This window comes from Brevundimonas bullata, assembly GCF_014207965.1.
In the GTDB taxonomy this organism is placed as follows: domain Bacteria; phylum Pseudomonadota; class Alphaproteobacteria; order Caulobacterales; family Caulobacteraceae; genus Brevundimonas; species Brevundimonas bullata_A.
Genome location: NZ_JACHLM010000002.1, coordinates 781,760 through 807,892, shown reverse-complemented (window position 1 = coordinate 807,892; position 26,133 = coordinate 781,760). Strand labels below are relative to the sequence as shown.

Here is a 26,133-nt window from a genome sequence, read left to right as displayed (position 1 = left end):
TCGGTGCGCAGGCGGACGACATCGGCGTGGGAGATCTCGAGCTGCTTCCTCAGATCGGCCACCAGGCGCGCCTGTTCCGCCTCCCGCGCCACGGCGGCGCGCACCTCCGCCTCGGCTTCGGCCACGCGCTGGCGGAACTCGTTCAGCGTGTCCTGCATCCGCTCTATCTCTTCGCGAAGAGACGCCGTTGTCCCGGTCAGGGCGCTGGCGATGGCGGTGATGACGGCCGCTTCCCCCGTCGCCTCATCCTTGGCGGCCGTGGCGTCAACCGCTCGGCGTGATGGGCGTTGAACCCAGGCGGTCAGCACGCCCCCGAGACCAAGGGCGGTCAAGAGCGTGACGATGCCCTCCCACGACGCAAAGGGCGTGGAGATGTGGTGGCCTGCTGACATGCGGGCTCCTGCGAGATGGATTGAGGGAGGGGACGGCCCGGGGTCGTCAGACTTCCGGCGCCGCCGCGTTCTGCGCCGCCAGCGACCGAATGCGGTCGTTCATCGTTTCCAGCACCTGGGCCGTGCTGAAGGCGAGGTTGGGCAGGGTGGCGTCCATGTCGGCCAGAGCCATGGCGTTGGCGCGCAGGCATGCCGCCAGATCATTGGCCGAACAGGTCAGCGGCCCAGCGCCGCCGAGGCCGAGATCGAGCAGCGGCGACAGCTTGGCGCGGTTGGCGGACTTGCTCGCTTCAGCCGCAGCGGCGTCGGCCTGAGACACCATCAGGCGGGCCGCTTCGATTTCTTCCGGCGTGGGGACCGTGGGGGTTTGGTTCGTCGGCATGGGTCAGGCTCCTTCGATGTCGGCGTCGAGACGCGCGAGGTTTTCGGGGGTGTTGTTCACGTCCAGCGGGACCGCGTCGCCGTTCGGTCGCCCCCAGTAGATCCGCAGGCGCTCTTCGCTGATGGTCTCGTAACCGGGGACGCTGCCGGGCAGCAGGCGGGTGACGTCGTCGCCGCAGTCGAGCATCAGCCAGTCCTTGGGCTCCGGCGGGCGCTTTTTCCCGCCTCGCTTAGCCGCGCGGGCCTTCTCGATCTCGGTCGCCGCGTCGTCGGCGGTGTGCTGAAGGAAGTCGCCCGTCAGCCCCCGGAAAGTGGACATGACGACCGACCGAAGCATCGGCTTCTGTTCGTTTGGCGCGTCCAGGGCGGTGGCCAGGATGGCGACGACGCTGTCAGCGGGGATGCTGGTGATCGTGCCGTCGTGCTTGGTCAGGATGGCGTTAGGCATGGGGATCGCTCCTCTAGGTTTGATAATAGACGCCGCTCAGGCGAGCGTTGCTGGTGGAGGCGGCTGTCACGTCGTCCGTCCCGCTCATGCCCAGCTGCAGCAGCAGTTTGCGGTCGCCGCGTTGGCTGACGTGGCCCTCGACCAGGGTGTAGGGCTGGCCCATTGCGATGTTCGCGTTCGCGACCGGCGCCGTGACGTAGCCCGAGGCAACGATCCGCAGATCGCCGCCACTCTTGTTGGTCGAAACAACCCGCCAGTTCAGGCCATAGACCGGGGCCTCCGAAGGCGGGGCCTTAGGCGAAAGGATCGCCTGCCAATCGGCGCGGAAAAGGAATGACCCGGTGTTGTAGAGGTACTTGCTGGCGACGGTCGCCACCGTCGTCCACCCCGAACTCAGACCTATGGATGTCGCGCTCGGGGTGCCCGAGTCAAAAGGGCCGTTGGATACTTTACCTCCGAAGAAGCCCTCGGTGTCGCTGATCCCCAAGATGCCGTTGTCGTAGGTCTCAGCCCCATAGGCGACGGTATCGGGCCCCGACCACAGGTGCAGATTAGACCCGACACCAAAGCCGGGGCCGAGCGTAGTGCGGCGCCCGCCCTGCACGATGCTGATCGGGGCGGCGAACACGGCCCGGCCGCCCACCAGTTTAAGGGCGGTGACGACCGCGCCGCCGACCACGTTGGACAGCGACAGCTCGGTGGCGACAATCCCAGCCGCAGACCCGGAAGCATCCGCCCGCGCCCAGATCTGGAACGGATCGCCCCCCGCGCCGCCGGTCACGTCGAACCGCACCGTCGAGAGGCGGGTCTGGGCGTCAGCGACGGCGGCGGCGGTGATGTTCAGAGACGCCGACAGATCCGACAACGCGCCTCCACCTGCCGGAGCGCTAAAGACGGGCAGGTCGGTGGCGGTGGCGATCAGGCGGGCCAAAGTCGGGCGGCGCAACTCCATGTCGGCCACGCCGCTGGACCCGTCCCACCCGAGAATGACCGTAGCCTCAGCCCAGACAAAGCCATCGCCCGGCGCCGTGTTGATCACGCCGATGCGCTGCCATGCTGTTTCACCGTGGGCGCTCTGAGCATTTCCTAGCGAGGTGGAGCCGGTGCCGTCCTTGGCGCACCAGCGCACGTCGATGAACCAGCGGGCCGATCCCGCACGGGTGCGACCGTCCATGGCGAAGCCGATCTTTTCACCGGACGCCACAGGCCACATCTTGCGCGCCGGGGCGCCGCCCGCCGACTTCGACACCCCGCCGCCGTCCATGGCGATGATGCCGTAACGGGTGGACGATCCGTCGAACTCGCCGCCGGTCTTCAGGAAGCGGATCGCCTCGCCGCCCGGGGTGACGGACACAGACGGCAACGGACCGCCAAAGCCCCAGATCGGCGTGAAGCCATAGGTGCCCTGCGACAGGTCCGCGTTGGCGTACTCGTTCTGTTGACCGACCTTGGCCGCCAGGCTGGCGCTGATCGAGGCCGACGCCGCCGAAGCCGAGGCGCTGGAGGACTGGGCCACCGCCGTCGCCGCCGCCGCCTGGGCGTCGTTTCGGGCGCCGATGGCGGCGTCACGGGCTGTGACCGCCGTGCCCGACGCCTGAGACGCGGAGATAGCCGAGCCCGCCGCGCCAGACGCCGACGACGCCGCCTGATTGGCGAAGGTCGAAGCCTCGCCCGCCTTGGTCGCAGCCGTGGCCGCCGAGCCGCTGGCCGCCGTCGCCTTCTCTCCCGCCGTGGTGGCGGAGGCGCTGGCGCTGCTGGCCGAGGTGGCGGCGGCAGAGGCGCTGCTTTCGGCGGCCAGCTGCGTCGTCACGTTGCGGATGGTCAGCAGCTTCAGACGCGACTGGCGATCCGCCGCTGTGCCGAAGTTAAGGAGCGCGCCGAACCGGACGAAGGCGGCGTCGGCGTGAGCCGCGATTGTCTGAACCCCTCCACCGCTGAAGGCGGCAGGGGTCACGCCAAGACCGAAGCGGATGACGCGACGGGTCGTCTGGCCAACCGGACTATTGGCCCAGATGTAATATTCGTAGGGTGCCGGAGTGGCGTTGTAGTTCGCCGTCAGCCGCACCGCATAGGGAGAAGCTGTCGGAGCAACCGACCCCGCCAGCCCCTCGACATCAATCGTCACTTCATAGATTTCGCCCTGCTTCCACGGGACGACAGATTTGAAGAGCACGCTTTGGTTGGCGCCAACCAGAGAGGTGACCGTTCCGCTCGCGACCTGCGCTGACGGCAGGTTTGGCTTTGACGCGGGTGCACCAGCCCCGCCCGCACTAGTCAGCAAATCCGCCGCGATCACGTCCGGCATGAGCGCAACGGCCGCCGACACCGCCGCATCCTTGGCCGCCGACGCAGACACCTGAGACGCCGCTGCCGCCGCTGCAGAGTTGCCCGCCTCATTGGCCTTGGTCGAAGCGGTGGAGGCCGATCCCGAAGCCGCCGTGGCGAAGCCCGAAGCCTGATCGCGCGAGGTGGCCGCGTTCTGGGCGGCCGAGGACGCCGAAGCCGCCGATCCGGCCGAGTTGGTTTCGGACTGAGAGGCCTGGCTCGCCGCCGTCTGCGCTTGAGCGCGCGAGGTGTCCGCCGCCGTGGCGCTGGCCTGCGCCGCGATGGCCTTCTCACCGGCCAGGGTGGCGGATGCGGCCGCGTTGGCCGCCGACGTGGCCGAGGCCGTGGCTTGAGCCTTGGCCGCTTCGCTTTCGGTGACGTCCTCGATCCAGATGCCGTCGAGCGCGGCAAAAGCCCCTGTGACTGGCGCGTAGTTCAGGAGCGCGATCAGTCGGACAAACTTGGTTCCAAACCGGAACTTGTTGGTTTCGCCGTTGCCGCCTTCAGCAGACTCTCCAGTAATTATTCCGGACGTGCGCTCCACCCACCCAGTGCCGGCGGGGAAGGTGGTCCCGGTGACAACGTCGTAACCCAGTCCGGTGTTCAAGCCTGCAGCCGAGCCGTCAGCCAGTCGTGACGACTTGCCGACATAGACCTGCACGGGAGCATCTGGCCCGACGAAGAAGCGGGTGCGGATGCGATACTTCCTCGTCGTATCTACAGGGAACAGCTTCTCGGTGGCGATGTCACGACGGACGCCAGGAGTGGGAAGAAATACACCTGAGGCGCCATTATAGGACACATAGTAGGTGCCCTGGGCCGTGCTCAAAGGGGTCCCAGGAATAGTCGCAGACAAGCCAGACTGCCACCCCGTCAGCCCATCCTCGAACCCTTGGTTGCCACCGGTGATGATGGTGTTATCGCGGGCCTTTTCGGCGGCGACCAGCGCGGTCACATTCCGCAATGTAAGGCTGGAGATGCGCGACCTGGCACCGGTTAAGACGGTCGCGCCAGTAGGATTGCGGTTGACTAGTGAGCCGAAACGAACCCAGTCGCCCACTGCTCCGGTAATATTCCAAATACCTGTAACACCTGAAACGCCGAAACCGATACGACCAGTAATGGTCGTCTTGGTTCCAACGGGCGTAACCAAACTCGCAGAGCCGTTGCTTGCTGATTTCGACGTATAGTCGGGGTTCAGTGTATTGATGTATAGCCGCGCATGAGGCGGGCCATTGGTGTCCGTAAGGCCCTCGACAGCGATAGATAGCTCGTAGATCTCACCCTGTTTCCAGGGAACTACACCCTTGAAGGCGACAAAACTGTCCGCTGAAGTGACTGTGTTCCACACACCGTTGACGACATCGGACGGGGGAAGACTGGCCATAGAGGCAGGACTTCCAACGGACGCCCGCGACAACAAATCTGCCTGAATAACGTCCGGGAAGCCCGCGATGGCCGCCGCCAGCGAGGCGCCATAGGCCGCTTCCGCCGCCGTCTTCGACGTGTTCGCCGCCGAGGCGCTGTTGCCCGCCGCCGTGGCCGACCCTGCCGCGTTCTGGGCCGAGGTGTTGGCCGCATTGGCGAAGCCCTGCGACTGGTCGCGGGCCGTGGCGGATTGACTGGCGGCGCTGGACGCAGTGGCCGCAGACCCCGCCGCATTGGTGGCGCTGTCCGCCGCCTCGTTACGGAAGGTCTGGGCCTGGGCGCGTGCGGTTTCAGCTGCGAGTTTGGCGGTGTTCGCCGCGCTGGCCGAGGTTCCCGCCGCATCGGCCGAGGTCGCGGCGCTGGATGCGCTCGCCGCCGACGCCGTGGCCGAGCCTTGAGACGCGTCCCGAGCGCTTTCCGCAGCCACCTTGGAGGCGTTGGCCGCCGTGGCGCTGTTCCCGGCCTCATTGGCCTTCGTCGTCGCCTGAGAGGCGCTGCCCGCCGCCGCCGTGGCCGAGCCGCCCGCCGCCGTGGCGCTGCCCGCCGCAAGCCCGGCCTGTTGCGTCGCCGTGGCCGCCGCGTTCGTGGCGTCCTGCGCCTTGGTCGTCGCCGTGGCTGCGCTCGCCGCCGAGTCATTCTTGCTGGTCAGGGCCGACGCCGCCGAACCCGCCGCATCGCCCGCCTTGGTCGAGGCCACGTCGCGGGCCGCCTGGGCCGCGCCCTGGGCGATGACCGCGTCCGCCTTGGCCTGGTTCGCCGCCGCCGCGCTGTCCGCCGCCGCCGCCGCGCTCGCCGCCGCGCTGACCGTGTCGCCATAGACCGCTTCCAGATCGGCCACGCCCTGCTGCGCCGCCGACGCCACCGCCTCTACGGATTGCAGACGGTCGGTGATCTCGGTGACGGGCTTGCCGTTCAGGTGGGTGGTGTCTTCGGCGACGAGCCCAGGCGCCGTCTCCGGGCCGTAGATATGGCGGTCGGAGTAGTTCTGGTTCCGCTGATACTGGACCGCGACGTAGTAGGTCTGCCCCGGCTGCAGCGCGTCGATGGGAATGGTCTCGACCGTCGGCGGACCCTGATAGACCTGCTTCCAGGGACCGTCCGGCGTCGGCCCGTATTCCACGATGATGGCCGTGGCGGTCGAGTTGGAGACGATGCCCGTCAGATCGAAGCCAGGCAGTTGCGTGCCGCCCGGCGCCGGCGGACGGACGATGATGGTCCAGTCTTCGGGCAGGGGCGGGGAGACGAAGGTGGGGTCGGTCGGCGTTAGGACCGGGAAGGCAGGCAGCGTGGTCGTCTTGCCGAGCGCCAAGGCGTGCTTGCTGTCCGTCTCCGAGCGGAAGCCGATGCGGACCTGGGCCGTCTTCGGGTCGTAGGATCGGCTCAGGACGATGCACTTCACCCCGTCCATCAGGAAGCCGGGCTCGTCGATGTCGAAGGTGTCGCCGCGCTTGAGGTGGCGCATGTGCGCCTTGAGCGGGATCGTGCCGGAGAAGGGCTCTCGAGCATCGAGGATGTCGTAGGCCGCCAGTTCCGCCGCCTGCTTCAGCAGAGGCACGAACCGATAGTCGATCTGGTCGCCGTGCTTGCCACCATCGTCGGTGACGTACTGCGCGAAGGCCACGGGGTTGGCCGGCGTCAGCACCCAGCCGGCCGCCTCGCTCATGAAGCGTGGCGTGATGGTGTTCAGACGGTTGAACAGGCTGGGCGCCGTGTCCAGTTCGATGTCGCCAGCGGTGTCGCGCGCGGTGATGGTGGCGACCGAAGCGCGCGGGGCGCCCCGGCTGACGCAGCTGATCTTGCCCGCGTGGCGAGCCCGCACGGCGCCGGCCGCCTGAAGCAACTGGTCGAGGACGGCCGAAACGTCCTCAGACGTGTCGGGCCAGGCCGCGAGCTTCCAGCCATTGGCGTCGGCGATGTTGGCGACTTCGACAAAGGCCGGGACGTCGATGCCGTCGATCGATGCGCCGATGCCCCCGACAACCTGACCGTTCTCGACCAGGCCAAGAGCCCAGTTTAGGGCGCCGATGCCGCCGTCCTCGATCCAGCGATAGGTCGAGCGGACACCCAGGCGGCAAGGCCCGGCGCCGCCAGGATAGGTGTCATCGTATCGCGGGTCGTAACCGAAGATGCCCTCGGCCACATGGACCGGGTCTGGGATGCCAGCAGGGAAGGCCGTGCCCTTGGAGTTCTCGCCCAGCACCTGCAGGTAGCAGGCCTTGCCGGAGAGCCGCGCCGCGCTCGACCATTCAAACGAGGAGCCGCCGAGCTTCAGGCCGACCGGGACCGTGAGCGCGGTGTCAGGCTGCGCGCCCGACCGGCGCACCATCCACATCTCGCCCTGCCACTGCGACGAAACGGCGATGCCGTTGGCGCCGAAGGTGACGGGCTGCTTGTCGCCGGAGAAGCTCGTCACGCCCCGGATCGGCCCTGCGCCCGACAGGATGCCGACGATGCCCTGATACATGTTGTCGGGGCCGAACTCGTCGCGCTGGACGATCTTCCCCGCGACGCCCATGCGCCCCATCAGGAAGGGGATCGGCTGGTCCGGGTTGGAAGTCCACTCGTCCGGCGACGCGGAGCCCTGGCTCTTGGGCTTGTCCAGCATCCCTCCGACAGCCACGAGGCCCGAGCTGATGGTGTTCAGTGTGCCGACCGAAACCCCGAACAGGGTGGTCGTGCCTGCCAGCGCCGGCATGGCCAGGGCGCCGACGCCGGTGGCGATCAGGGCTGCGGCGCCAATGATGACGCCGACCGTCTTGAGGGCCTTACCCATTAGATGACCCTCCAGGCGCAGTAACCCAGCTCGTCGCGGGCAAAGTCGGTGACGTTCGTCAGGATCTCGGCGTCGGGGCTGGCCTCGGTGTAACCGAGCAGGGTCCGCCCGCCGTCGTCCTTCATGCAGATGGCCAAGGCGCCCAGCTTGTGGGTCGTCGGCAGAGCGACGATGTCGGCCGTGCGCGCCATGGCCGGGGCAATCCGGGCCAAGTCCAGGCTATCCAGCGCCTCGATCAGGTTGGCGAAGCCCAGCGCCTTGAGCGTCTTCAGGCCTTCGGCTTCGGACTTCCAGCGCAGGCCCTTGGCCCAAGGCACCGACACGCCGAGCTGACGAAGGTCATGCAGGGCCAGCAACGGACAATCGCGCGTGCCGGGCTTGTAGGGCTTGTGATGGAAGCGTTTGCGGCAGGCCTCGGCCGCGCGCTTGCGGCGTTCTCTCGGGTCGATCATCAGTAGGACGCCTGGTTTGCAAAGCCGCCGCCGCCGCCATTGCCGCCGCCGCTTACGTAGCCACCGCCGCCGCTGCCCGCCGGGGAGTTGGCGCGCCAATAGACCTTGCGGCCCAGGCCGGTGACGTAGGCGAGGCCCAGTTCGCCGGGCCAGACGGATTGATGGAAGGGGTTCGATAGGCGCCGGTCTTCGTTCGGCTCGTTCAGCAGCGCCTCTTCGGTGCCGCACTCCAGCACGACCTCCCAGCTTTCGCCGTTGATCACGCGCGGGAAGTCCACGATCCCCCGGAACAGCAGGTCGGGCGTGCCGATGAGCAGGCCAGTGTCGCCGTCGAGGGTCGCGTCCCACACCTGGATCAGGCTCTTGGCGTGCTTCCCATCCGCCACGGCTGCAAACCCGGCCTGGTCGGGGGGGATGATCGTCAGCGTCGCACGGGTCGTCTGGCTGTCGATGCCGTCTTCAAAGGTCGGCAGCTCGCCAAGCACGCCATAGGTCGGATCGCGGGCGAGGAAGACTTCGCTTCCCCAGGGGATGAAGCCGCCCGTCGACAGCCGCAGGGTGAAGTCTGCCGTTTCCCACTTCAGCAGCTGGACAATCCACGCGACGGGCTGCTTGCGGGCGGCGATAGAGGCGGCGTCCATTATTCGCGCTCCTCCAGGGTGAACCGCAGGCGGACCAAGCGATCCGTCCCGACTTCCAGAGATTGGGGATCGACCGTTGCGAAGCCCTCGGCGCGCGGCTGGGCCACGTCCACGACAGCGTTGTTCGCAGGCGGCAGGCGCAGCAGCGTCAGCAAGGGCAGGGCGACCTGGCCGTCACCGGCAACGGTCGTCAGCGTGCGCACCTTGTAGGCGAACAGCTGGCCCAGTACCGGGAAGCTGATCCACTGGCCCTTGCGGAAGACGTAGCCGGGCGTCAGCCCCTTCAGGTTCAGAGTCCGGCCGATCTGGTTGGCGCCGTCGATCAAGGGCGATCCCGGTGCGCCGGTGTCCAGACCGGGTTGATAGATCTTCATGATGACCGTGTCGGATTCCGACAGAAGGTCGTCCCACTCCAGGCTGGCCACGTAGGACTGCGGAGCCAGGGTGATGTCCCAGGCCCAGCGGGTGCCCGGCCGCATGTAGCGGTTAACCGGACCCTGCGACGCCGGGCGCTGCTCATTGCGCGAGCTGATGGGCCGCGGCGTCATGGAGGACGGCGCGGGACGGGTAGGCAGGACCAATGCGGCCATTATCGTCTCCGGCGGCCGACGGCGTGTTGCTGCTGCTTGGCGGTCTGGCTCTGGGCCAAGGCAGGGACGTCCTTCACGGCACGCCCGTAGGCTCGGTCTTCGCTTTGCGAGCCGATGGCGTTCATCTGGTCCAGCAGCTCCTGCGTCAGGACAGCGCCGCGCAGGTCGAAGTAGGGCGCGTTGCCGGGGCGAGGCCCGACGCTGCCGAATGAACCGCCCCCGACCAAGCCGCCGTTGGCGTAGCCGGGCAGGGTGCCGAGGCGCATGGCTTCCAGCTTCGGCAGGCCGATGCGGGACACGGCGCGCTGCGGTAGGACGAACTCGCCTTTGTGGACGATACCCGCAGGCTCCATGACGCCGCCGGCGCCGGTGTAACCGCCCTCCGAGAAGCCGAAGAGCGAGCGGCCGAAGCCGATGGCCTTGGACAGCCAGTCGGATGATCCGCCGCCCTTGGCCGCACGAGCCAGAGCCTTGGCGTCGCCGCCGCGCGAGGAGCCGCCGCCGAAGAGCATGTTGGCCAGCGGCTCGGTGATCGACTGGCGTACGGCGATAGAGGCCAGATCAGCGATGATCTGTTTGGCGACGTTGGAGAAGGTCTCGCCGAGGTCCTTGCTGTTCATGATCGCATCGACGATCCCATCATTCAGCGCATCGAGGCCGCGGGCCGCGACGTTCTCATAGGCTTCCGCGATCTCGCCGGCCGTCTTCAGGCTCTGGTCGCGCCAGGCCTCCAGCGGCGACATGGTCTGGCGGTTTACCGCGGCCGACTGAGCGGCCTGAACCTGCCCCAGCGCGTCACGGCGCGCCTGTTTGTCGCCGTCCGTCAGGCCCGGCGTGCGGCTGAGTTCCGTCTCCAGGTCTTCCCGGGCGCGGCGCTGAGCCATGGCCAGCAGCCGTAGCTCGATCTCCCGGCGCTCCTTGGCGGTGCGGGCGGCGCTGGACTGGAGCGACAGCAGGTCCGCCGTCAGGTCGGTGAGGGCGCGCTCCTTCGCCAACCGCTCGTCGGCCAGGTCGCGGGCGAGGATGTCTGCGGACACCCGATCCTCCAGGGTCGCCGTCTGGGTCTGGATCAGCTTGAACTGGTCGAACTCGGCCTGCTTGTATTCCCCGCGGGCAAGCTTGCTTTCCAGCTCAGAGGCCTCGGCTTCACGCTCCAGCTTCACCTGGGCCTGGGCAAGGTCGAAGCGCTCCTGGACGGTCATCACCTCTTCGTCGGCAATGCCTAGGGCGCGCTGGCGGGCGCGGAAGATCTCTTGCTCGACGCGTTCGGCGCGGCGGGCTTCGCGCTCGGCTGCGCGTTCAGCGTTGTTGTTGGTGGTCGAGCGGCCGGGCACACTCCCCAGCGTCGGGCTGCCGCTAGAGGAGGACCGGCGCGGAGTACGGGTTGGCGCATAGCGTCCCGTTCCGCTCGCCAAGTCTTCCAGGGCGTCGGTATTCACGAGGTTCGGGCCGTTCACAGCGAAACGACCCATCTTCCATAGGCCCTTTACCAGCCCCAGGGGCGAAGCAGCTGTGCCCAGGGCGTCGCCGAGCCCGAATCCAGTGACGCGTTTGGCGGCCTGCGACTTATCGATGAAATCGCTGAGCGCATTGATGGCGTCGGCGATTTGGGAGGTGAAGTTCAGCACTTCGTCGCTGAGGTTGATGAACGCCTCAGCCATCTGAATGCCGATGACCTGCGAAAGGTCCTCAAGCTGACCCTGTGCGTCGGCGCCCTTCTTGATGATGTCCGCGTCCATAACGAAGCCGAGCGCCGCAGCTTCATCGCGCAGGCGGGCAACCTCTTCTCCACCCTCGCGCGCCGCTGTGGCCAGCGATCCCAGCCCGATCTGTTCGGCAATAGCCTGACGATCGTTCGGGTTCTTCAGCGCCGAGATGCGGTCCATCACCTGCTCAAGAGCCTGATCTGCATCCTTGATCTTGCGGAGGTCATCCTCATCGAACATCAAGCGAGTGAAGGGCTTCATTGCCTCCTTCGAGATGCCGGCCTGCGCCTGGGCGAACTTCGTCGCAAACTTCTCCAGGTCGGCGTCGACGGCGGCCGCATCCTCGCCGGTCTTGCGGGCCACATAGCGCCACTCTTGAAGGGCGGTCGTGCCGATGCCGATCCGGCGGGCGCTGTTCGCCATGTCATCGGCCATCTTAAGGCTGGCTTGGCCCGCCTGAAATGCGAAGGTTGCCGCTGCTGCAAGTACGGCGGTCAGGGCAAGAACGCCGGCCGTTGCCGCGCGCGTCATCTTCTCAATGCCGGAGCCGATATTGCCCGCGCCGGTGCTGGCTTTCTTCTCTGCTCGATCGACGAACACGTCTAAGTCGCGCTCGGCGGCCTTGATGTCTTGACCCAATTTCTGGCGGGTCGCTCGAAGCTCGAATTCGGCCGAGCCGACTACGGTGCCGTCAGCCATGGAGCCTCCATAGAAAAAGGCCCGCCGAAGCGAGCCATGTTCGAATTCTGTTCAGGGTGACGGCGTTCTGCGAACCGGGCAGGGTGCCGCCTCATTCTGGGAGGGCGACATGGCTGGACGTTACGACGACCGAGCGATCGGACGGGTTTCCATTACCGCGCTGGAACCGGTCATCCTCGACCCGCTGGCCGGCGGCGAACCCGAAGAGGGCATCGGCGGAACCATATCGATCAACATACAGGCGTCAGACGGCTCGCCCTTTGGGCCGGGCCTTACCGTTGGCGTCGCTGTGGCGGCTTCGCCTGACATGAGCATGAGAGACGCTCAAAAGCTCGTTCTAGCCGCTGCACGCGACCTTCTAGTGCGGCTCGCGGAAGAGGAGCCGGATTCTCTTCAATGGCACTATGAGCAGGGTCAAAAAGAGATGCTGATGAAGCCGCGAGATTGAGGCTGGAATCCTCTCGCGGATCATAACCCTGAACGACGCGGCCCCCGTCGCTGAGCTGGACGGCCTCACCGGCCTGGATGGGTTGAAGGGAAACTTTCATAGCCAACTCCATGAAAAAGGGCGGCCCGAAAGAGCCGCCCTCGCTGTACTTTCGATGCGATCTATCGCTGGCTTGGAATAGACAGCTCCTCTGACGCCTCGTAGCCGACGACACGTACGCACCCTTCCCGCTCACTGTCGTTGCAAAGCACGTCCGCTGTTACCCAAGCCCGCGTATCGCGATTTCGAACCTCGCAGCGGAGCCTTAAACGGCCTTCAGGTGAGGCAGTGCTTGTGATGCGCCATGGGAACATCAGGGACGAACGTTCAGGATCGGCATTGCCTGCGGCGGCAGCGAGATAGAGGGCGTTTACGCAATGAGCCGCATTCGTGGCGTTCGCGGCATCCTTGGGAGGTGCCGCAGACGGCGAACACGAAGCCAAGGCCAGAATGGCTACCAGTGATCGAACTTTCATACGCCCTCCCGATTTACCGAAAGGCTATTCCGCATCCTCGGCCGGCTCAACCTCCAGCCCCCAATCGGCGGCCATCCGGTCGAATACGGCTGCGGCGAGGGCCTCATCGCCTTTCGGATCGGGCTTCTGAAACCACTCGCTGATGTAGTGGGCCGGGCCTCTCAGTTCCTTGGCGCGGGCGAACCGCTCACTGAACCATCCAGCATAGAGACCGGCCTCGACCCGGCCGCGCCCCATCTCTTGGAGCCGTAGCGAGAGGTTGTAGGGCGTCAGCCTCCAGAATTCGGCCTCAGTCAGACCTGCGCGGATCGCCGCCCGAAGATGCGCCTCGACCACGTCGGCCGGGCGCTCTTCTGAGGGTTGGCGGTGTCGGCTTCGACGGACCTCCCGGCGGGACCGTATTGCGCCAGTTCCCAAGCGCCCCAGGCAGCCTTGAGGCAGACGGCGAGGGGATACTCGGCCATGGGGGCGGCCAGCACTTCCGCAGCGCTGATCTCGCCGTCAGACAAGACGTCCAGCGCCTCGGCCATAGCCGTCGAGGAGCCGGCACGGCCGCGCTGCATGGCCTTGAACTGCTCCAGCAACCAGTCATGGCCCTTGGCGTCCAGCGCGGCGTAGGTCAGTTGCAGCGGAACCGTCCGCCCATCCGGCAGGGACAGGCGGACGATCCCGAGGCGTTCGTCGGTCGGCGTCATCAGGCAGCCGTGGCGCGAACCGGGGCGGCGACCGGCTCAAGGGTGCCCGAGTACATGACCTTGCCGTCAACCTGGGCGCCCAGCGTCAGGTTCGGGACAGCGTTGAAGCTGATCTGCTTCGCGCCAGCGCCAGCGCCGAGGACGACGCGGAACGGCAGGGGTGTGTTGGTCGCCTCGGCGGTGAACAGGGCTTCCTGCTGGGTGTCGCCCTGCTGGTAGTGCATTTCGAAGCTGTAGGCCGAGGGCTCGCGGGGGCCGTTGATGTACTCACGCGTGCCCGGCGTGGTGTCGAAGTCGGTGGCGTCGATCTTGTTCGGCGAGAAGCCGCCGCCGTTCAGGTTGGTGACGCCGGGGATCGCTGCATAGGTCGGGGTCTCGCCCGTGCCGAGGTGCAGCTTCAGGAAGCCTTGGACCAGAGTGGCCATGGGTGGTTCTCCTATCGAAAAGGCAGGGGATCAGGGCGCCGCGAGGGCGTGAAGCGCGCGAACCGCCTGCCACGGTCGCGGATGGGGGAAGGTCAGGTGTTGACGAGATCCAGGCGGATCGAAACGCGCCGGCCGATCAGGGACGGGTCGGTCGTCGGGGACTGCATGGGTCCGTTGACCCGGCAGACGTCGCACCTGCCGCCGGTCACGGTCAGTTCGCTGGGGCGGTTATGGAAGAGGTCGCGCACCGCCCGCATCAGCGTGTCGAGGTCGGCGCCGGAGCCGGTGTCCCGCTGATAGCCGCGCACGTCTTGGAGGATCAGGCGGCCGGTCTCGGTGAAGGTTTCCATAGGCTCGTCGCGCGTCGGCACGGCGATGATCAGGAACGGCTTGGTTGGCGGCGTGTCGAGGAAGTCGTCCGGCGCCCGCTCGGAGAAGATGGCCGGGGCGCCGTTGTACGTCGCCAGCGAGGACGCGAGGCCAGCCAGCCGGGCGAAAATGGTGGCGGTCGAGTTCATTCCTTGGCTCCAGCAATGAACGCGTCGCGCAGCTCGTCGGCGTAGTCGGTGGCCAGCAGGGTCAGGAAGGGGCGGGCGGCCATGCGTTCCGTGCCCTTCTCCAGAGCCTCTGCCTGGGCAGAGTTGGCGACGATGCGCCCGACCACGTCCTCGCCCTCGCGCCTGATCTGCTCGTCCGCGTTGGTGTTGGCCGAAAGTGCGCCGGTGTCTTTGGCGGGAGGCTCGCCCGGCGCTGAGGCCTGGTGCTTGCCGTAGACCTTGCCGCTGCCGGGCCGGTTGAGGATGTCGCCTTTGAGGATTTGCTCACCCTTGCCCAGCGCTCCCCGGAGGCCAGCCTCGCCCGCGTCGGTGGCGATCTTGGCGATGACCCCGTCGTAGAGCGTGACTTTGCCCATCTAGCGGCCCTGAAGCTCGTACAGGGCCGCGGCGGGATCGCCGGTCTTGGCGATGACTTCGAATGTGGATGGGGTCAGGCCCTTGGCGGGGTCCGGCGCGGTGATCTTGTGGCCTTTGGCCGGGATGACGCCGGCGGGGAGGCTGCCGCCGAGGACGAGAACCAGACGGTCAGTGCCAGGGATGCCCAGCGATGCGCGCCGGAAGTCGCTGTAGTCGGTCACCAGCGCCTTGCAGGGGTGCGAGGTCGGCGGGCCCGAGATGTAACCGCCCTGGCCGTCCGAGACCTGCGCGCCGGGCACGATCAGCGTGCCGTCTTCGAAGTCCTCGGCGAAGTCCTCATAGGCTTCAGCCTGAAGGCCGGTGATGATGCTCATGCGGCCCTCCGGACGGAAATGCTTTCATCGCAACGACATGCGACGATCTCTTCGGCTACCGCGCCTAGCGAGGTGTCGCCTGGGAACATCAGCAGCGCGCCGCTCGGGCTCTGGAAGGGCTGGGAGAGGCCGCGCACCGTCTGGCCGCCCATGGCGTCGTGCGTGTCCCGCTGGCGTCCGTCCTGGGTGGTGTGCCAGCCGCGTTCGATGTCGGTCTCGGCGACCCGGCCGTCGTCGACCAGCTGCTGATAGGCTTCGTGCTTGGCGGCGCGGATGGCCGGCAGACCCTCGGTGCGGGCGATGACCTCGCCGCGGAGTTGTACGAGGCGGGCGGAATAGCGGGTGACCATGAGCGAGGCGGTGTCGCGGTCGATGGCCTTGCCTTCCCGGATCGCCTTCAGAACCGTGCGATCATAGCGGCGGTCGCGGCGGGTGCGGGTCAGGTAGTGCTTCAGCAGCTTCCGATCGGCCGAGGCCAGTTCGATGCGAGCCGCCTGGACATAAGCCCGTTGCGGGGCGGATAAGCCAATGAGACCTCCAGTCCTTTGACCTGTCGCTCTTGAAATGCGCCCGACCAACTCAAGAGCGACCGAACGGGGATGCGCGCCGCGTGCCATGCCGTCGGCGATGAAATCTCTGGCCTGCTGGCGCTCCCCATCGACCAAGCCGGTGATCAGGTTGCCCGAGAACTGGCGGATCCAGCTGGCGGCGCGCTGATTGCCGGGGTCGAAGCGGAAGCCGATAGATACGGCGGCGGGCATGGATGCGACGGCGCCCTGGCCGCCAGCGATGAAGGCCTCGGTGATCTTTGCTTCCAGCCCGGCGAACGCGGCACGGCTTAGATGCAGGGCATCCATGGCGCCTTGTAAATCTCCGCGCTCCAGCGCTGCGATGACCTTCTGCAGCTCGACGTTGCTGCGCAGGTCGTTGATCGCCGCCATGAAGGCCTGCGCGACCTCCAGGCCATACTTCGCCATCAGCTCCCGGAAGAGCCGTTGTTGCGTCGGGCGTCTGGCCATTGGGTTAGGGCTTGAGGGCCCGAGTGAGGCGCGCGGCCTCGGCCATCAGGTCGAGGTAGGCTTCGAACTGCGCCTTTGCGGTCTCGATGATCTTTTGCTGCTGCTCGACAGGGTTGTCGTGCAGGATGGCTTTCTGCAGGAGGTCGGCCGACGAGATGATGTCGAGCAGCGTCTCCGTCGCCATGGCGGACGGCATCTTGTGCGCCGTGAAGCGCGGATCATCGCTGTTGCCGCTCATGGGGGGTAAGCTCGCACAGGACTGCATGTCAGCCAACCGCCCATAGGCCGAGGCTCGCCAAGGTGCCTTCCGGCTTCAGATAGGGCGCGAGCAGGCCTTCCACGGCGCTCAGCTTCAGGGTTCCGTCCGCGATCACGTCGCCAGACCCCTCGAAGAACTCCTTTTCGATGGGGCCGATCTTCTTGCGTTTCACGGCGCCGGTGGCGGTGGCAGACACAGACAGGCTGCCGGGCTTGATCGCTTCCTGATAGGCCGCAGCATACGAGGCGTTCTCGACCGCAACCGGGATGATGTCGTCAGGAATGTCTTGCCCGTAGGCCTTGGCGCCGGCACGCGGCCATGCGCGCTCCTGGGCAATGCCGAGGGTAGGAGCGCCCCAGAAGCGGGAGCTATACACCCCGTCGAGGTATTGGCTCCCGCGCTGGCGCAGGATGGCGGCGACGGGCGCGCCAGCAGGCAGGGTCAGCCCGTTGAGGGCCAGCCATGCCGTGAACCCGCTGTCGCTCCCGTAGGCCATGATCAGGCCGCAGCCTTGTCGAAAGCAGCCTTGGCGCTCTCGGTGGCGAAGGCCAGCTTGTCGTCGTCCGACAGGCTGTCGAAGCCGTCCAGGTCGTTCTTGCGAACCGACTTGCCGACGGGCTGGTCGGCGCCGTCGAAGATCGACCACCAGCCGGGCGACTTCTCCTTGGCGGTGAACGGGCCGACCGGGGGCACGAACTCGGCGGGGGGCTGGTCGTTGCCGGGCTTCTCGCCGGCCTTGGGATTGGTCACTGGGGTCTTGCCGGGCTTCTCGCCGGCCGAGATCGTCTCGTAGCGACCAGCCCAAGCCGTGGGCTCGCCCTGGACGGTCAGTTCGGTGCCGACCGGGATTTCCTTGCCTTCGCCGTCGTGGATGCCGCCGGCGGTGATCTTGATGCGGGTGTCGCTCATGGCGATCTCCTTCCATCAGGAGGAAGGGCCAAGGCCGGAGCCCTGGCCCCGCCGCCTTAGTTGATGACTGTCGAGGCGAAGACGCCCGACTTGCCGTTGTAGTCGCCGCGGACCTCGATCCCCATCGCGCCCATCACCAGGAATTGGTAGTTGTCGGTGGGGTTCAGGCGGGTCATCGCCGTGGTGTTGACCGCCATGCCGATCAGCGGGCGGACGTACCGAGCGTTCGGCACGAAGCCGAAGAACTGGTTGCCGGTCAGCTTCCAGGTCACCTCGATCTTCTTGATCCGGCGGTTGCGAGCGATGAACTCGCGGATCGTGCCGTCCTTGAAGCCGGCCGCGTTGGAATACGACTTGTCCCAGGCGCGGGCGATGTCCGGCGAGATGTAGAGGTTGACCGCCTCGGTGATCAGGTTGGCGTCCAGCATGGCGCCGAAGGGCCCCACGAAGAAGGCTTCCAGCTCGTCCGACGTGGCCGTTGTCAGGTCGATGTTGGCGCCGCCGGCAGCCGAGCCGAGGTTGATCAGCTTGGTCAGCGGCGAGTTGCGCAGGCCATAGGCGGTGTAGCCCTGGAACTTGATCGTCGCATCGCCGTCCAGCGCGTAGTCCGCCATGTTGCGATTGATCTTGTCCAGCGCGCCTTCCTGGTCGTCGGCCAGGGCGTCGAAGTTGGCAGAGCGGAGGGTGTTCCACTCGCGCCACTCGCGGCCATAGCCGTCGGCGAAGATCGGCACGACCGTCCCGCGGTAGTCGTAGATGGTCTTGTCCATCGCAACCGGGACCTGGCCCGACAGCGAGCGGTGGACCGGGTTGTTGGTGTCGGACGCCACGCGGGTCAGGTGTGCCATGGTGCCGATGTTGACCGGCTTGGCCAGGGCCATCAGGTCGGACATGAACACCTGACCGCCGTCGTCACGCATGACGCGGGTGGTGATGGTGTCCAGCTCCAGCCAGGCGTCGCGCGGCAGGATCGCCGAGGCGTTCGCCTGGAAGCTCGCGAAGTGGTCTTCCACGTGGTGGAAGTAGTCGCGCGAGACGCCAAGCTGGTCCCACCACTCGCCGTGGGGCCGGGAGTTGGCGATGAGGTTCTCATCGAAGTAGCGCATGTGCCGGGTCTCCCTTAGGCGACGGCCGTGTTCCGACGAGCAATGCGCACGCGCACCAGCTGGTCCGAACCGGAGGTGTTGTTGAAGGCTTCCTCGGCAACCACGGCCACGTTCTGGCCGGTCGTCGCGAGGACGAAGCGGCCGGTCGCGTTGGTGGTCAGTTTGGCGCCGCGAGCGACGTTGACGCCGGTGGGGACGCGGACGTTGAAGAACTGCTCGTCCAGCGCTTCCATGCCGATGATGGTGTCGCCGGCCGGCCAGGCGTCATCCGTGCCCTTGAGGGCCAGATAGTTGTCCTGAGCGATGTAGAGCTTCTCGCCCGAGTTGGCCCCGGCCTGAGCGAAGTTGGCGCCCGATTCCACCAGCGCCGTGCCCGGCAGGATCGCGGCGGCGCAGATGCGTTCCTGAACCTGCGGGGTGACCTCGGTGACGGGGCCGGCGTAGATCTTGTTGAGCCGGGCCATCAGTTCACCGCCTTCGGGGCGACGTGGCCCTTCTTCTCGCCGGTGCGCGGCTGGAAGCCGTTGACCAGCGGTGCGGCCTTGCCGGGTTCAGCCTGCTTGACCAGGGCGCGGGCGGCGTTGAGCGTCAGCTCTTTCGCCGTGGCCTCGTCCATCAGGTTGGCGGCGACGATCTTGCCGACCAGTTCGGTCAGCTCGGCTTCGTCTTTCGCCTTGGCGCTGTTGGCCTGCGCCTCCAGCTGGTCGTTGATCGGCTTCATAGCCGCCGCGACCGCGTTGCCGATGGCCGTTGCCAGGGCATCGGGCTTCATGCTCTCCGAGAGGGCGTCAACCTTCTGGGAAAGCGCGTCGAACTGGACCTTATCCATTTCGTCGTCATCCTTCGATTTGTTGGTGGAGGGTTGTTCCCGCTCGGTGCCTAGGGCCTCGATTAGGGCTGCTTTGATGCGCTCCATGAGCGAGGCCTTGCGGCTCTTCTCGATGGCGCGGACGGCGCTTTCGACCGCCCATCCAAGCTCGCGGTCCGCTTCTTCTTGGAAAACGGAGTTCACGACCTGAATCTCGTTGCCCGCCGAGTTGACCATCATGCCGACGCCCTGTTCCGGGGTGGCCGCGCCTTCCTCATCCAGAAGGATGGCGTCGTGGTCGAACTCGATGTCGCGAGCGGTGAACTTGTGGGCCACATCGCCGTTGGCCGCGTCCATGATGGCCAGCAGGCCGGTGGAGGTGTGGATGGGCCCCGCCGCCTCAATGGCCGCCAGCACGCGCTTGCCGCCCTCGGACTGGTTGGCTCGCTCGACGTCGATCACCTTGTCCAACAGCACCCGGCCGCCTTCCTGGCGGACGTTCTCGTTCCAGGCGCCGATCCAGCCTTGGTTCAGGCCTTCGGGGTCACGGGCCGACAGGAACTTGCCGTTGACCGAAGGGTGGCCCAGCGGTGCCGGGGTTCGCTCCAGGGTCTTGAACGACTTCGCGATCTCGGCTGCCGGATAGAGGATGTCGTTCATGACGACGTCGTCGGGCAGGGTGGCCGAGGGGACGATGATCACGTCGCGGCCGTTGCGCTTCTCGCGGCGGATCGCGGCGGTGTTGGCGAGGGTGCGGATGTTCACGCGCACCTGGTCGCCAGCGGCGAGGTCGCGGTTCACGACGAACGAACGGGCCGCAGGAACGGGGATGACGGGGCTATGCCCACGCTTGCGGCCCATCGTGCCGGCGCAGGCGCCACAGCCACACCAGACGATTGGCGTGTAGGCGTTCATGCTCTTGGGCATGGGCGGCCTCCTTAAGATTGTGGGAGTGGTCAGGCCTCGGCGGCCGGGTCGTTCTCAGGGTCGCCGAGGGCGTCCCGCTCATCGTCGGCGCCCGGCTCGTCGCGGAACCGCTCTGCGTCAGACAGTGGCTCCATCCCAACCACGGCGCGGATGTCGTCGCCGGTGAAGACGATCTCGCCGGTGGGCTGCTTGGAGTTCACGTCGGCCATCTTCACAGCGCGGTCGATCTTCTCGCCCATCGAGGACTCGGTGAGGTCGGTCCACGACAGGAACCAGTCCTTCGCGGGCAGGATGCCGAACTTCTCGAGCCGGTTGACGAAGGTCATGATGGCGGGGACCACGATGTTGGTCCGGCGCCCCATGTTGACCTTGGCCCACTCCTCGCTGTCCTCGGTCGAGGCGCGCTCGCCGGTCTGGGAGCCGATCAACACCTTCATGGGGATCGACCATGACGCGGCGAACGATTGCGCGGCCACGGCGAAGAAGTGCTCAGGCGAGGGCAGGGTGACCTGCATGGGCGTCGCCTTGATGCCTTGGAGCAGCAGCGACTTGTCAAAGCCCTTGTTGAAGCCCTCGACCTGCTCGTCGATCTTGTCGACCACGTCGGCCACGCCGACGCCCATGGCCGCAGCCATGCTCTCGATCTTGGCGTCCTTGTCGATCTCCAGGCTCAGACCGGACTTGGCGTTCTTCCAGAAGCCCTCGCCGCCGCCGCCGCGGATCTTCTCCATGTCCAGCAGGGCGTTGTAGCCGGGCTCCAGCGCGGATCGGCCGTTCAGCGTGCCGTCACGCGACCAGACGATGACCCGGTCGGGGTGGATTTCGAAGGTGCGGGGCTGCTTCTGCTGGCCGACCGCGCTCTCGGCGAAGCTGAACATCTTCGGCTGGCCGTAGGTGTCCGAAGTCTCGTCCGTGTCCCACTCGTTGACGGTCAGCTGGCCTTCCCAAGCTGGGATGACCTCGACCAGCCCCAGCAGGCCACCAGGCACGCGTGTCACCGGCGCCTTGAACGGCTGGTTGTCGGCAAAGCGCATGATCAGGCCCGAGTAGGCCCCGACGAGGCCGCGCCTGTCGCACTCGGCTAGGTGCTGCCAGATGCGCAGGTCGGCGAAGCGCTGGCGGATGTCAGTCTCGACCTTGGTCTCGCCCTGGTCACCGCCCTCGGTCCCGTCGCGCTGGAACTCCTGCAGGAAGGGGTTGTCCTCCCAGGTCTTGCCGACGGTCTTGTCCACGGCCGCGCGGGCCAGCGGGTTGCGGCAGTAGGCGTCGAAGGCCAGTTCGAAGCTGATCTGGTTGGGGTATCCGAAGTCAGCCGCGTGGTTGTGCTTCTGGGCGCCGAAGAAATAGCCGGGGAACATAGCCTGCAGCGAGCGCTGGGCCACGTTGACGAGTAGGTGGCGGGCGCTCATCAGCGGTGCCGGTTCTTCAAGAACATGGCGACGGTCGAGCCCTCGGCCCGAGGCGCAAACGCCATTACGAAGGCATCAGCCTTGTTGGTGGAGGGGATGTCCCGCTTGGCGAGGTCCTTCTTGCTTTCAACCTTCACTTTGCCGCTCCCGTCATAGTCGCGCCGTGGCGTCGAAAGCTCGTCGATCAGCAGGTCCAGGTGATCGCAGTCAGGGGCGATGCTGATCAGCTCGCCCTCATCGAACGTCATGCCCTTGGTCACGGCATTGAAGGTGTTCCGGAACCGGGCCGCGACTTCCCACCAGGCCTGCGCCTTGAGGTTGAGGTAGAAGTCCTCGTTGGCTGGGCTCTGCGGGTCCTTCGGATCAATCCGCGCCTTGGGGTTCAGGATCGCGCCCGAGGCGTTGAACTTGTGATAGGCGATCTGCGCTTTCTTCTGGTCGTTCAGGCTGGCGAAGTGGGCCCCGGCGAATGCGCCAACGCCGATGCTATCGTAGTCGATCTCGGCGCCGGCCTCGGCCGCCTGAGCATGAACTCGAGACGCTGACTTGAGAAGTTCGTCTTCCCCTGCCTTCCACTCGTCTACGCGGACAGCCTCAATGCCGTAGGCCTCGACCGTCGCGCACTTGTCGTCGCCACCGTCAGCGACATCGAAGCCGATCCGACGACGACCAGAGGAGGGCAGGTTGAGCACGGCTCGTGCGTTGATCGCGGCCATGATCCACGATCGCTTGATGATCACCGCCTCGTCGTCCTCCTTGGGCTCGCCCAGGTAGACGTGACGAAATTCCTCCTCGTCCTCAGCCTTTTTTGCCTCAATGACTTTCAGGATGGTGCGGGAGAGGAAGGGGTTCTCGGTGTAGTTGATGGTCCGGACTATGGTGTCCGGCGGAGTGTTTGTGACGAAGCGGCGATAGACGAAGTCCGTCACCAATCTCGGGTTGAAGATGATCCAGAACTGCGACCCGTCCTTCCGAACGGTCGGTTCCAGGATCTCCCACTGCGCGGCCGTGAGGTTGTGCGCCTCCTCGATCCAGCACACGTCGATGTCCTCGAGCGACTTGATCTCGTCGATTTGGCGCCAGAGGCCGTAGAAAATGAACTCGCCGCCAGTCGCGTTGTGGACGATCCGGTTGTTGGTGATCGTGAACTCGGCCTTCAGCCCAAAGCGTTCGATCTGGATCTTGAGGAGCGTGTAGACGCTCTCCTCGATCTTGTTCTGGAACTGGCGGGTGCAGAGGAAACGAACCCGGTAGTTCGCCGCCAGGAAGATCGCGAAGCCAGCGGCGTCCCAACTCTTTGACGATGACCGCCCGCCCTTCAGGACGCGGTTGCGGGCCGGCGTCTGCCAGAAGTCCCGCAGTGCTGGGTTAAGCGTCGCCGCCATAGAAGTCGTTCAGGGTCTTGGGTGTCGTCACTCGGGCGTCAATGTCGAGGGCCTGCTTCGGCTTGCCGTGGCCGCGATCAAGCAGGGCGTTGGCGGCCGCGACTCGGGCGGCCGCGGGCTGAAGGACGTCCTTCATAATCCCAGCGAGCGTTTCCAGAGCTTCGGCGGTGAAGGCCTGGGCCGCGTCCTTGACGATCACGGTCGCCTTGTTCGGTGCGCCCTTACGACGGCCAGCACCGGGACGTGCGCCTCCTCGGGCCATCGTTTGATTTCCTTTGATTGTTTTTCAGAGGCGCCTCAGCATGGCGCTCTTAGCCGTTCTGGGGGGAACGATGGCCGTCCATTCACACAACTGCCCGCACTGCGGAACTGACAGCGTGGCGTTCCATGTCGCTTGGAGCTACGCGATCAACGACGCGCATCGCGTAGCTGTTGGCATTTGCGGTAAGTGCCGACTGCCCCTGACCACCTACCTGTATGGCTACGAGACCAGTCCCGAGAAGTTCGCTGGAGATCTTACAGACCGATGGCAGGTGGTAGACGTTTGGCCTGCCCAGACCGAACTTTCAGCTCCTCGACACACGCCCCAAAATGTCGCGCGTCGATACCTAGAAGGCGAAGAGGCGTACCGACGTCAGAGCTGGAACGCCGCCGTAGCGATGTACCGATCAGCGCTTGATATCGGTACAAAAACGATGCCGGGTGTGCCGGAAGGGTTGAGCTTCTTCAATCGCCTGAAGTGGCTCCACGAACATCATCACATCACGCAGCAGATGAAAGACTGGGCCGATCACGTCCGGGTTGAAGGGAACGAAGCCCTCCACGATCCTGATGAGTTCGAGGAAGCTGATGCCAAACCCTTGCGTCTCTTCACTGAGACGTTCCTTCGGTACATCTATGAGCTTCCTGGGGAAGTAGCAGTTTTCCGGGGCGAGGTTCCGGCCGCTTAGTTTTTGGCAGAAGTTTTCGGTTCGGCCTTGGGTTCAGCCTTCACGCGCTCGGCAACACCAGCAGCTTCTAGGCGGTCGGCAGCCTTGGCGTCCGAAGCAGTGAACGGAGCGCCAGCAGCGGCAGCTCCGTCAGGCACGGAAAAGCCGACGAGGGCTTTCATGAGGACCAAGGGACACCCCTTTCGCAAACCATCGATCTGTGGTGAGAGTGGGTAGCCATTAACATGGAGGAAAGTATGGCTGTTGTGCTTGTTACGTACGACCTGAAAGCGCCAGGGCGAAACTACCAGCCCGTTTACGATTATCTGAAGTCGTTCACGTGGTGCAAAGACCTTGAGAGCGTTTGGTTGCTCGACACGACCACATCCACCCAAACGATCCGCGACGAATTGCAAAAGCGCGTTGACGGCAACGACAAGGTGTTCGTCGTCAGATTGAACCAAACCTGGAACTCGTTGAACTTCGGCTGCGCTGAGTGGCTGAACCGACCGGGCAGGGGCTGGTAACAAAAGGCCCCGCGCTCGAAAGAGGCGGGGCTTATCTTTTGGACGCGCGAAGCGACCCTGCCTTTTGGTACCCTGCGCCGACCGGTCGAACAAGGACCGCCTAGCCAAAATCTGGCCCCCTGAACCACGTCACCTTTTTCTGGTGAGGCTCGACCGGCTGCGCGTCGTTCGCGACCGTCTTCGGCTTGGCGCTGGCGACACAGCGAGCGTGGATCAAGTTCTCGCCCAAGGCGCGGATGCGCGCCGTCTGGCCCTCGTCCGCCGTCTCGCCCGTCTCAGCCTCCACGGTGGCGCGCCAGTTCTTCGCCAGCGCCTTCTCTCCAGTCATGAGGATGGAGAGCAGACGGGCATCCGAAGGGCAGAGGTGCTGGAGCGTCTTCTTCACGCGCGTTGCTGCGTCGATGGCCTCCTGGGTGATGTTCTGGCCGGGAGCGCCGTCGGTCGTGGCGCGGATGAAGTCGGGCCGGCGCTCACCACCTGAGGCGCCAGCAGCAAGCTGGATGTCCGTCTCATGGGCGCGGAACGCCTCATAGGCGCGCTGCGACAGGGACGGTTTGCCCTTCGGGTACTCGGCAGACGGCTTTCCCTTGCGGCTGCGCATGATGGTGAAGACATCCTGGCGCCAAGCGCCAAGGATCTCGCCAGTCCGCTTGTCGGCGTTCACCTCGGCGCCCTGGGCCTTGAGGCGAGCGGCCTCGGCGCGGCGGTCGCGCAGGACGTCGTTGGCCACGACCTGCGCGGATGGCGCTTCGGCGGCGCTGATCTTCCGAATGGTGACCTTGTGTTTCTTCTTCCGGCTCATGCTGCACTTCCTTGGATCGATGTGTCGTTGGCGGGGACCTGCTCAGCCAACACGCGGATGGCCAGGCGCACCAAGCCAAGGCCGACGCTGTGCGGCTCGGAATAGCGCTTGGCCTTCTCGAGGAACTGGCCGGGCGTCGGGGCGAACCGGGCGTTGCTGCGGCGCCAGTCGCGCGCAGTGGCTTCGATCACTGCAAGGGGCAGCCCTTCGAGATCGTCGTACCAGTCGTCCAGGCGCGTGGCGGCGGCGCTCTCGGGCAGATCGGGTCGAGGGTAGTGGGCGAACAGCCGCTCCATCACCGCCGCCGCATCCCACGTCTTGGCGGGCTCGTTGGCCGGTTGAAGCTGCGCCTCAAGCTGCCGCAGGGCGGGAAGGTCCGAGATCGTGAACTCCCCCGCCTTCACCCTGTCCCGGAAGAGCCCCCCGGCGAGCAAGGACGCGAAGAGCTGCTGATTGGTCACGCTCGGCACGGGAAGGCTGGGCGTAGGAAGCTGAGGAGCGGTGATCGTTTGCAGGGCGGTCATTGCGGTTCTCACGGATCGGAGGCGGTTCGTCGTCCCAGCGGCCGGCATTCAGCCAGGTGGCGGGGTGCGGAGTGAAATCAGGGTCGGTCCAGCCGGGCAGTGCGCGCTCAACCCCGGCGAGGATCACGGCCAGCGGGTCGTCCTCGGTGATCCGGCCCATGGCTTTCGCGAACGCCTTGGCTGCGGCGTCTTTGCCGACCTTCCGGGGGTAGGCCTGCCAGAACGCCAGGAAGCCTCTCGCCAAATCGACCTTGGAGGGGCCCTTACGCGCGGGGAGTCTCACACCAGGTGTGGGGGTGGGTTGTTGGGGGGTCTGGGGGGAA

29 protein-coding genes are annotated in these 26,133 nt (G+C 66.0%); 2 read left to right on the top strand and 27 right to left on the bottom strand.

Annotated elements, in window-relative coordinates; all coding sequences use genetic code 11:
* The 8 genes from HNP51_RS08650 to HNP51_RS08615 form a co-directional block, all read right to left on the bottom strand.
* Window positions 1–392 (bottom strand): hypothetical protein (locus tag HNP51_RS08650; protein WP_221415773.1); only part of this gene is annotated, 392 nt, incomplete at its 3' end.
* A gap of 46 nt (window positions 393–438) precedes the next feature.
* Window positions 439–774 (bottom strand): hypothetical protein, encoded by a 336-nt coding sequence (locus HNP51_RS08645; protein ID WP_184269045.1) that lies wholly within the window; start codon window positions 772–774, stop codon window positions 439–441.
* A gap of 3 nt (window positions 775–777) precedes the next feature.
* A complete protein-coding gene (locus HNP51_RS08640) occupies window positions 778–1,221 on the bottom strand; it encodes a hypothetical protein (protein ID WP_184269043.1) in 444 nt (147 codons plus the stop codon).
* A 13-nt stretch (window positions 1,222–1,234) separates the two neighbouring features.
* Complete coding sequence (locus tag HNP51_RS08635) at window positions 1,235–7,747, bottom strand: fibronectin type III domain-containing protein (RefSeq protein ID WP_184269041.1); 6,513 nt, start codon at window positions 7,745–7,747, stop codon at window positions 1,235–1,237.
* Window positions 7,747–8,199: a DUF6950 family protein gene (locus HNP51_RS08630; protein ID WP_184269039.1), complete on the bottom strand. Its 453-nt coding sequence runs from the start codon at window positions 8,197–8,199 to the stop codon at window positions 7,747–7,749. The genes HNP51_RS08635 and HNP51_RS08630 overlap by 1 nt, the downstream gene beginning before the upstream one ends.
* Window positions 8,199–8,840, bottom strand: a complete 642-nt coding sequence (locus HNP51_RS08625) for a hypothetical protein (protein WP_184269037.1) — start codon at window positions 8,838–8,840, stop codon at window positions 8,199–8,201. Before HNP51_RS08625 ends, HNP51_RS08630 begins: the two co-directional genes overlap by 1 nt.
* Entirely contained in the window at window positions 8,840–9,430 is a 591-nt protein-coding gene (locus tag HNP51_RS08620; RefSeq protein ID WP_184269035.1) for a hypothetical protein, read from the bottom strand. The genes HNP51_RS08625 and HNP51_RS08620 overlap by 1 nt, the downstream gene beginning before the upstream one ends.
* Complete coding sequence (locus tag HNP51_RS08615; RefSeq protein ID WP_184269033.1) at window positions 9,430–11,835, bottom strand: phage tail tape measure C-terminal domain-containing protein; 2,406 nt, start codon at window positions 11,833–11,835, stop codon at window positions 9,430–9,432. Before HNP51_RS08615 ends, HNP51_RS08620 begins: the two co-directional genes overlap by 1 nt.
* A gap of 109 nt (window positions 11,836–11,944) precedes the next feature.
* Here HNP51_RS08615 and HNP51_RS08610 point away from each other — a divergent pair, with 109 nt between their 5' ends.
* Window positions 11,945–12,283: a hypothetical protein gene (locus tag HNP51_RS08610; RefSeq protein WP_184269031.1), complete on the top strand. Its 339-nt coding sequence runs from the start codon at window positions 11,945–11,947 to the stop codon at window positions 12,281–12,283.
* Between the two features lie 539 nt (window positions 12,284–12,822).
* On the opposite strand, the gene HNP51_RS08605 is transcribed toward HNP51_RS08610, so the two are convergent.
* The 16 genes from HNP51_RS08605 to HNP51_RS08530 form a co-directional block, all read right to left on the bottom strand.
* Complete coding sequence (locus tag HNP51_RS08605) at window positions 12,823–13,035, bottom strand: hypothetical protein (protein ID WP_184269029.1); 213 nt, start codon at window positions 13,033–13,035, stop codon at window positions 12,823–12,825.
* Between the two features lie 56 nt (window positions 13,036–13,091).
* Window positions 13,092–13,493: a hypothetical protein gene (locus tag HNP51_RS08600; RefSeq protein WP_184269027.1), complete on the bottom strand. Its 402-nt coding sequence runs from the start codon at window positions 13,491–13,493 to the stop codon at window positions 13,092–13,094.
* Window positions 13,493–13,918, bottom strand: coding sequence for a hypothetical protein (locus HNP51_RS08595; protein ID WP_184269025.1), 426 nt, complete (start codon window positions 13,916–13,918; stop codon window positions 13,493–13,495). The genes HNP51_RS08600 and HNP51_RS08595 overlap by 1 nt, the downstream gene beginning before the upstream one ends.
* Before the next feature lie 92 nt (window positions 13,919–14,010).
* On the bottom strand, window positions 14,011–14,436 hold the full coding sequence (locus HNP51_RS08590) for a hypothetical protein (RefSeq protein WP_184269023.1): 426 nt from the start codon (window positions 14,434–14,436) through the stop codon (window positions 14,011–14,013).
* On the bottom strand, window positions 14,433–14,831 hold the full coding sequence (locus tag HNP51_RS08585; RefSeq protein WP_184269022.1) for a hypothetical protein: 399 nt from the start codon (window positions 14,829–14,831) through the stop codon (window positions 14,433–14,435). Before HNP51_RS08585 ends, HNP51_RS08590 begins: the two co-directional genes overlap by 4 nt.
* Complete coding sequence (locus HNP51_RS08580; protein WP_184269020.1) at window positions 14,832–15,206, bottom strand: hypothetical protein; 375 nt, start codon at window positions 15,204–15,206, stop codon at window positions 14,832–14,834.
* Window positions 15,203–16,183: a head morphogenesis protein gene (locus HNP51_RS08575; RefSeq protein ID WP_184269018.1), complete on the bottom strand. Its 981-nt coding sequence runs from the start codon at window positions 16,181–16,183 to the stop codon at window positions 15,203–15,205. Before HNP51_RS08575 ends, HNP51_RS08580 begins: the two co-directional genes overlap by 4 nt.
* 46 nt (window positions 16,184–16,229) lie before the next feature.
* Window positions 16,230–16,463, bottom strand: coding sequence for a hypothetical protein (locus tag HNP51_RS08570; protein ID WP_184269016.1), 234 nt, complete (start codon window positions 16,461–16,463; stop codon window positions 16,230–16,232).
* A 28-nt stretch (window positions 16,464–16,491) separates the two neighbouring features.
* A complete protein-coding gene (locus tag HNP51_RS08565; RefSeq protein ID WP_221415772.1) occupies window positions 16,492–16,980 on the bottom strand; it encodes a DnaT-like ssDNA-binding protein in 489 nt (162 codons plus the stop codon).
* A gap of 2 nt (window positions 16,981–16,982) precedes the next feature.
* Window positions 16,983–17,393: a hypothetical protein gene (locus HNP51_RS08560; protein WP_184269014.1), complete on the bottom strand. Its 411-nt coding sequence runs from the start codon at window positions 17,391–17,393 to the stop codon at window positions 16,983–16,985.
* A gap of 56 nt (window positions 17,394–17,449) precedes the next feature.
* Entirely contained in the window at window positions 17,450–18,499 is a 1,050-nt protein-coding gene (locus HNP51_RS08555; RefSeq protein ID WP_184269012.1) for a major capsid protein, read from the bottom strand.
* Window positions 18,500–18,513: 14 nt separating this feature from the next.
* Window positions 18,514–18,963, bottom strand: coding sequence for a hypothetical protein (locus HNP51_RS08550; protein ID WP_184269010.1), 450 nt, complete (start codon window positions 18,961–18,963; stop codon window positions 18,514–18,516).
* Entirely contained in the window at window positions 18,963–20,234 is a 1,272-nt protein-coding gene (locus HNP51_RS08545; RefSeq protein WP_221415771.1) for a hypothetical protein, read from the bottom strand. Before HNP51_RS08545 ends, HNP51_RS08550 begins: the two co-directional genes overlap by 1 nt.
* 29 nt (window positions 20,235–20,263) lie before the next feature.
* Window positions 20,264–21,643: an anti-CBASS protein Acb1 family protein gene (locus HNP51_RS08540; RefSeq protein WP_184269008.1), complete on the bottom strand. Its 1,380-nt coding sequence runs from the start codon at window positions 21,641–21,643 to the stop codon at window positions 20,264–20,266.
* The gene (locus HNP51_RS08535; protein WP_184269007.1) at window positions 21,643–23,028 is read right to left on the bottom strand and encodes a PBSX family phage terminase large subunit; all 1,386 of its coding nucleotides are present in this window, start codon (window positions 23,026–23,028) and stop codon (window positions 21,643–21,645) included. The genes HNP51_RS08540 and HNP51_RS08535 overlap by 1 nt, the downstream gene beginning before the upstream one ends.
* Window positions 23,012–23,290: a hypothetical protein gene (locus tag HNP51_RS08530; RefSeq protein ID WP_184269005.1), complete on the bottom strand. Its 279-nt coding sequence runs from the start codon at window positions 23,288–23,290 to the stop codon at window positions 23,012–23,014. The genes HNP51_RS08535 and HNP51_RS08530 overlap by 17 nt, the downstream gene beginning before the upstream one ends.
* A gap of 40 nt (window positions 23,291–23,330) precedes the next feature.
* On the opposite strand from HNP51_RS08530, the gene HNP51_RS08525 reads away from it, so the two are divergent.
* Window positions 23,331–23,978, top strand: coding sequence for a DUF4145 domain-containing protein (locus HNP51_RS08525; protein WP_184269003.1), 648 nt, complete (start codon window positions 23,331–23,333; stop codon window positions 23,976–23,978).
* On the opposite strand, the gene HNP51_RS08520 is transcribed toward HNP51_RS08525, so the two are convergent.
* The 3 genes from HNP51_RS08520 to HNP51_RS08510 all read right to left on the bottom strand — a co-directional run bounded on the left by HNP51_RS08520 (window position 23,975) and on the right by HNP51_RS08510 (window position 25,810).
* Window positions 23,975–24,421 (bottom strand): hypothetical protein, encoded by a 447-nt coding sequence (locus HNP51_RS08520; RefSeq protein WP_184269001.1) that lies wholly within the window; start codon window positions 24,419–24,421, stop codon window positions 23,975–23,977. The genes HNP51_RS08525 and HNP51_RS08520 overlap by 4 nt on opposite strands.
* A 163-nt stretch (window positions 24,422–24,584) precedes the next feature.
* Window positions 24,585–25,286, bottom strand: coding sequence for a hypothetical protein (locus HNP51_RS08515; protein ID WP_184268999.1), 702 nt, complete (start codon window positions 25,284–25,286; stop codon window positions 24,585–24,587).
* Window positions 25,283–25,810, bottom strand: coding sequence for a hypothetical protein (locus HNP51_RS08510; RefSeq protein WP_184268997.1), 528 nt, complete (start codon window positions 25,808–25,810; stop codon window positions 25,283–25,285). The genes HNP51_RS08515 and HNP51_RS08510 overlap by 4 nt, the downstream gene beginning before the upstream one ends.
* Between the last annotated feature and the right edge of the window lie 323 nt (window positions 25,811–26,133).

Coding starts and splice junctions, on each gene's coding strand:
- HNP51_RS08645 (WP_184269045.1), bottom strand. CDS start 774: ATGCCGACGAACCAAACCCCCACGGTCCCCACGCCGGAAGAAATCGAA.
- HNP51_RS08640 (WP_184269043.1), bottom strand. CDS start 1,221: ATGCCTAACGCCATCCTGACCAAGCACGACGGCACGATCACCAGCATC.
- HNP51_RS08635 (WP_184269041.1), bottom strand. CDS start 7,747: ATGGGTAAGGCCCTCAAGACGGTCGGCGTCATCATTGGCGCCGCAGCC.
- HNP51_RS08630 (WP_184269039.1), bottom strand. CDS start 8,199: ATGATCGACCCGAGAGAACGCCGCAAGCGCGCGGCCGAGGCCTGCCGC.
- HNP51_RS08625 (WP_184269037.1), bottom strand. CDS start 8,840: ATGGACGCCGCCTCTATCGCCGCCCGCAAGCAGCCCGTCGCGTGGATT.
- HNP51_RS08620 (WP_184269035.1), bottom strand. CDS start 9,430: ATGGCCGCATTGGTCCTGCCTACCCGTCCCGCGCCGTCCTCCATGACG.
- HNP51_RS08615 (WP_184269033.1), bottom strand. CDS start 11,835: ATGGCTGACGGCACCGTAGTCGGCTCGGCCGAATTCGAGCTTCGAGCG.
- HNP51_RS08610 (WP_184269031.1), top strand. CDS start 11,945: ATGGCTGGACGTTACGACGACCGAGCGATCGGACGGGTTTCCATTACC.
- HNP51_RS08605 (WP_184269029.1), bottom strand. CDS start 13,035: ATGGGGCGCGGCCGGGTCGAGGCCGGTCTCTATGCTGGATGGTTCAGT.
- HNP51_RS08600 (WP_184269027.1), bottom strand. CDS start 13,493: ATGACGCCGACCGACGAACGCCTCGGGATCGTCCGCCTGTCCCTGCCG.
- HNP51_RS08595 (WP_184269025.1), bottom strand. CDS start 13,918: ATGGCCACTCTGGTCCAAGGCTTCCTGAAGCTGCACCTCGGCACGGGC.
- HNP51_RS08590 (WP_184269023.1), bottom strand. CDS start 14,436: ATGAACTCGACCGCCACCATTTTCGCCCGGCTGGCTGGCCTCGCGTCC.
- HNP51_RS08585 (WP_184269022.1), bottom strand. CDS start 14,831: ATGGGCAAAGTCACGCTCTACGACGGGGTCATCGCCAAGATCGCCACC.
- HNP51_RS08580 (WP_184269020.1), bottom strand. CDS start 15,206: ATGAGCATCATCACCGGCCTTCAGGCTGAAGCCTATGAGGACTTCGCC.
- HNP51_RS08575 (WP_184269018.1), bottom strand. CDS start 16,183: ATGGCGAAGTATGGCCTGGAGGTCGCGCAGGCCTTCATGGCGGCGATC.
- HNP51_RS08570 (WP_184269016.1), bottom strand. CDS start 16,463: ATGAGCGGCAACAGCGATGATCCGCGCTTCACGGCGCACAAGATGCCG.
- HNP51_RS08565 (WP_221415772.1), bottom strand. CDS start 16,980: ATGGCCTACGGGAGCGACAGCGGGTTCACGGCATGGCTGGCCCTCAAC.
- HNP51_RS08560 (WP_184269014.1), bottom strand. CDS start 17,393: ATGAGCGACACCCGCATCAAGATCACCGCCGGCGGCATCCACGACGGC.
- HNP51_RS08555 (WP_184269012.1), bottom strand. CDS start 18,499: ATGCGCTACTTCGATGAGAACCTCATCGCCAACTCCCGGCCCCACGGC.
- HNP51_RS08550 (WP_184269010.1), bottom strand. CDS start 18,963: ATGGCCCGGCTCAACAAGATCTACGCCGGCCCCGTCACCGAGGTCACC.
- HNP51_RS08545 (WP_221415771.1), bottom strand. CDS start 20,234: ATGCCCAAGAGCATGAACGCCTACACGCCAATCGTCTGGTGTGGCTGT.
- HNP51_RS08540 (WP_184269008.1), bottom strand. CDS start 21,643: ATGAGCGCCCGCCACCTACTCGTCAACGTGGCCCAGCGCTCGCTGCAG.
- HNP51_RS08535 (WP_184269007.1), bottom strand. CDS start 23,028: ATGGCGGCGACGCTTAACCCAGCACTGCGGGACTTCTGGCAGACGCCG.
- HNP51_RS08530 (WP_184269005.1), bottom strand. CDS start 23,290: ATGGCCCGAGGAGGCGCACGTCCCGGTGCTGGCCGTCGTAAGGGCGCA.
- HNP51_RS08525 (WP_184269003.1), top strand. CDS start 23,331: ATGGCGCTCTTAGCCGTTCTGGGGGGAACGATGGCCGTCCATTCACAC.
- HNP51_RS08515 (WP_184268999.1), bottom strand. CDS start 25,286: ATGAGCCGGAAGAAGAAACACAAGGTCACCATTCGGAAGATCAGCGCC.
- HNP51_RS08510 (WP_184268997.1), bottom strand. CDS start 25,810: ATGACCGCCCTGCAAACGATCACCGCTCCTCAGCTTCCTACGCCCAGC.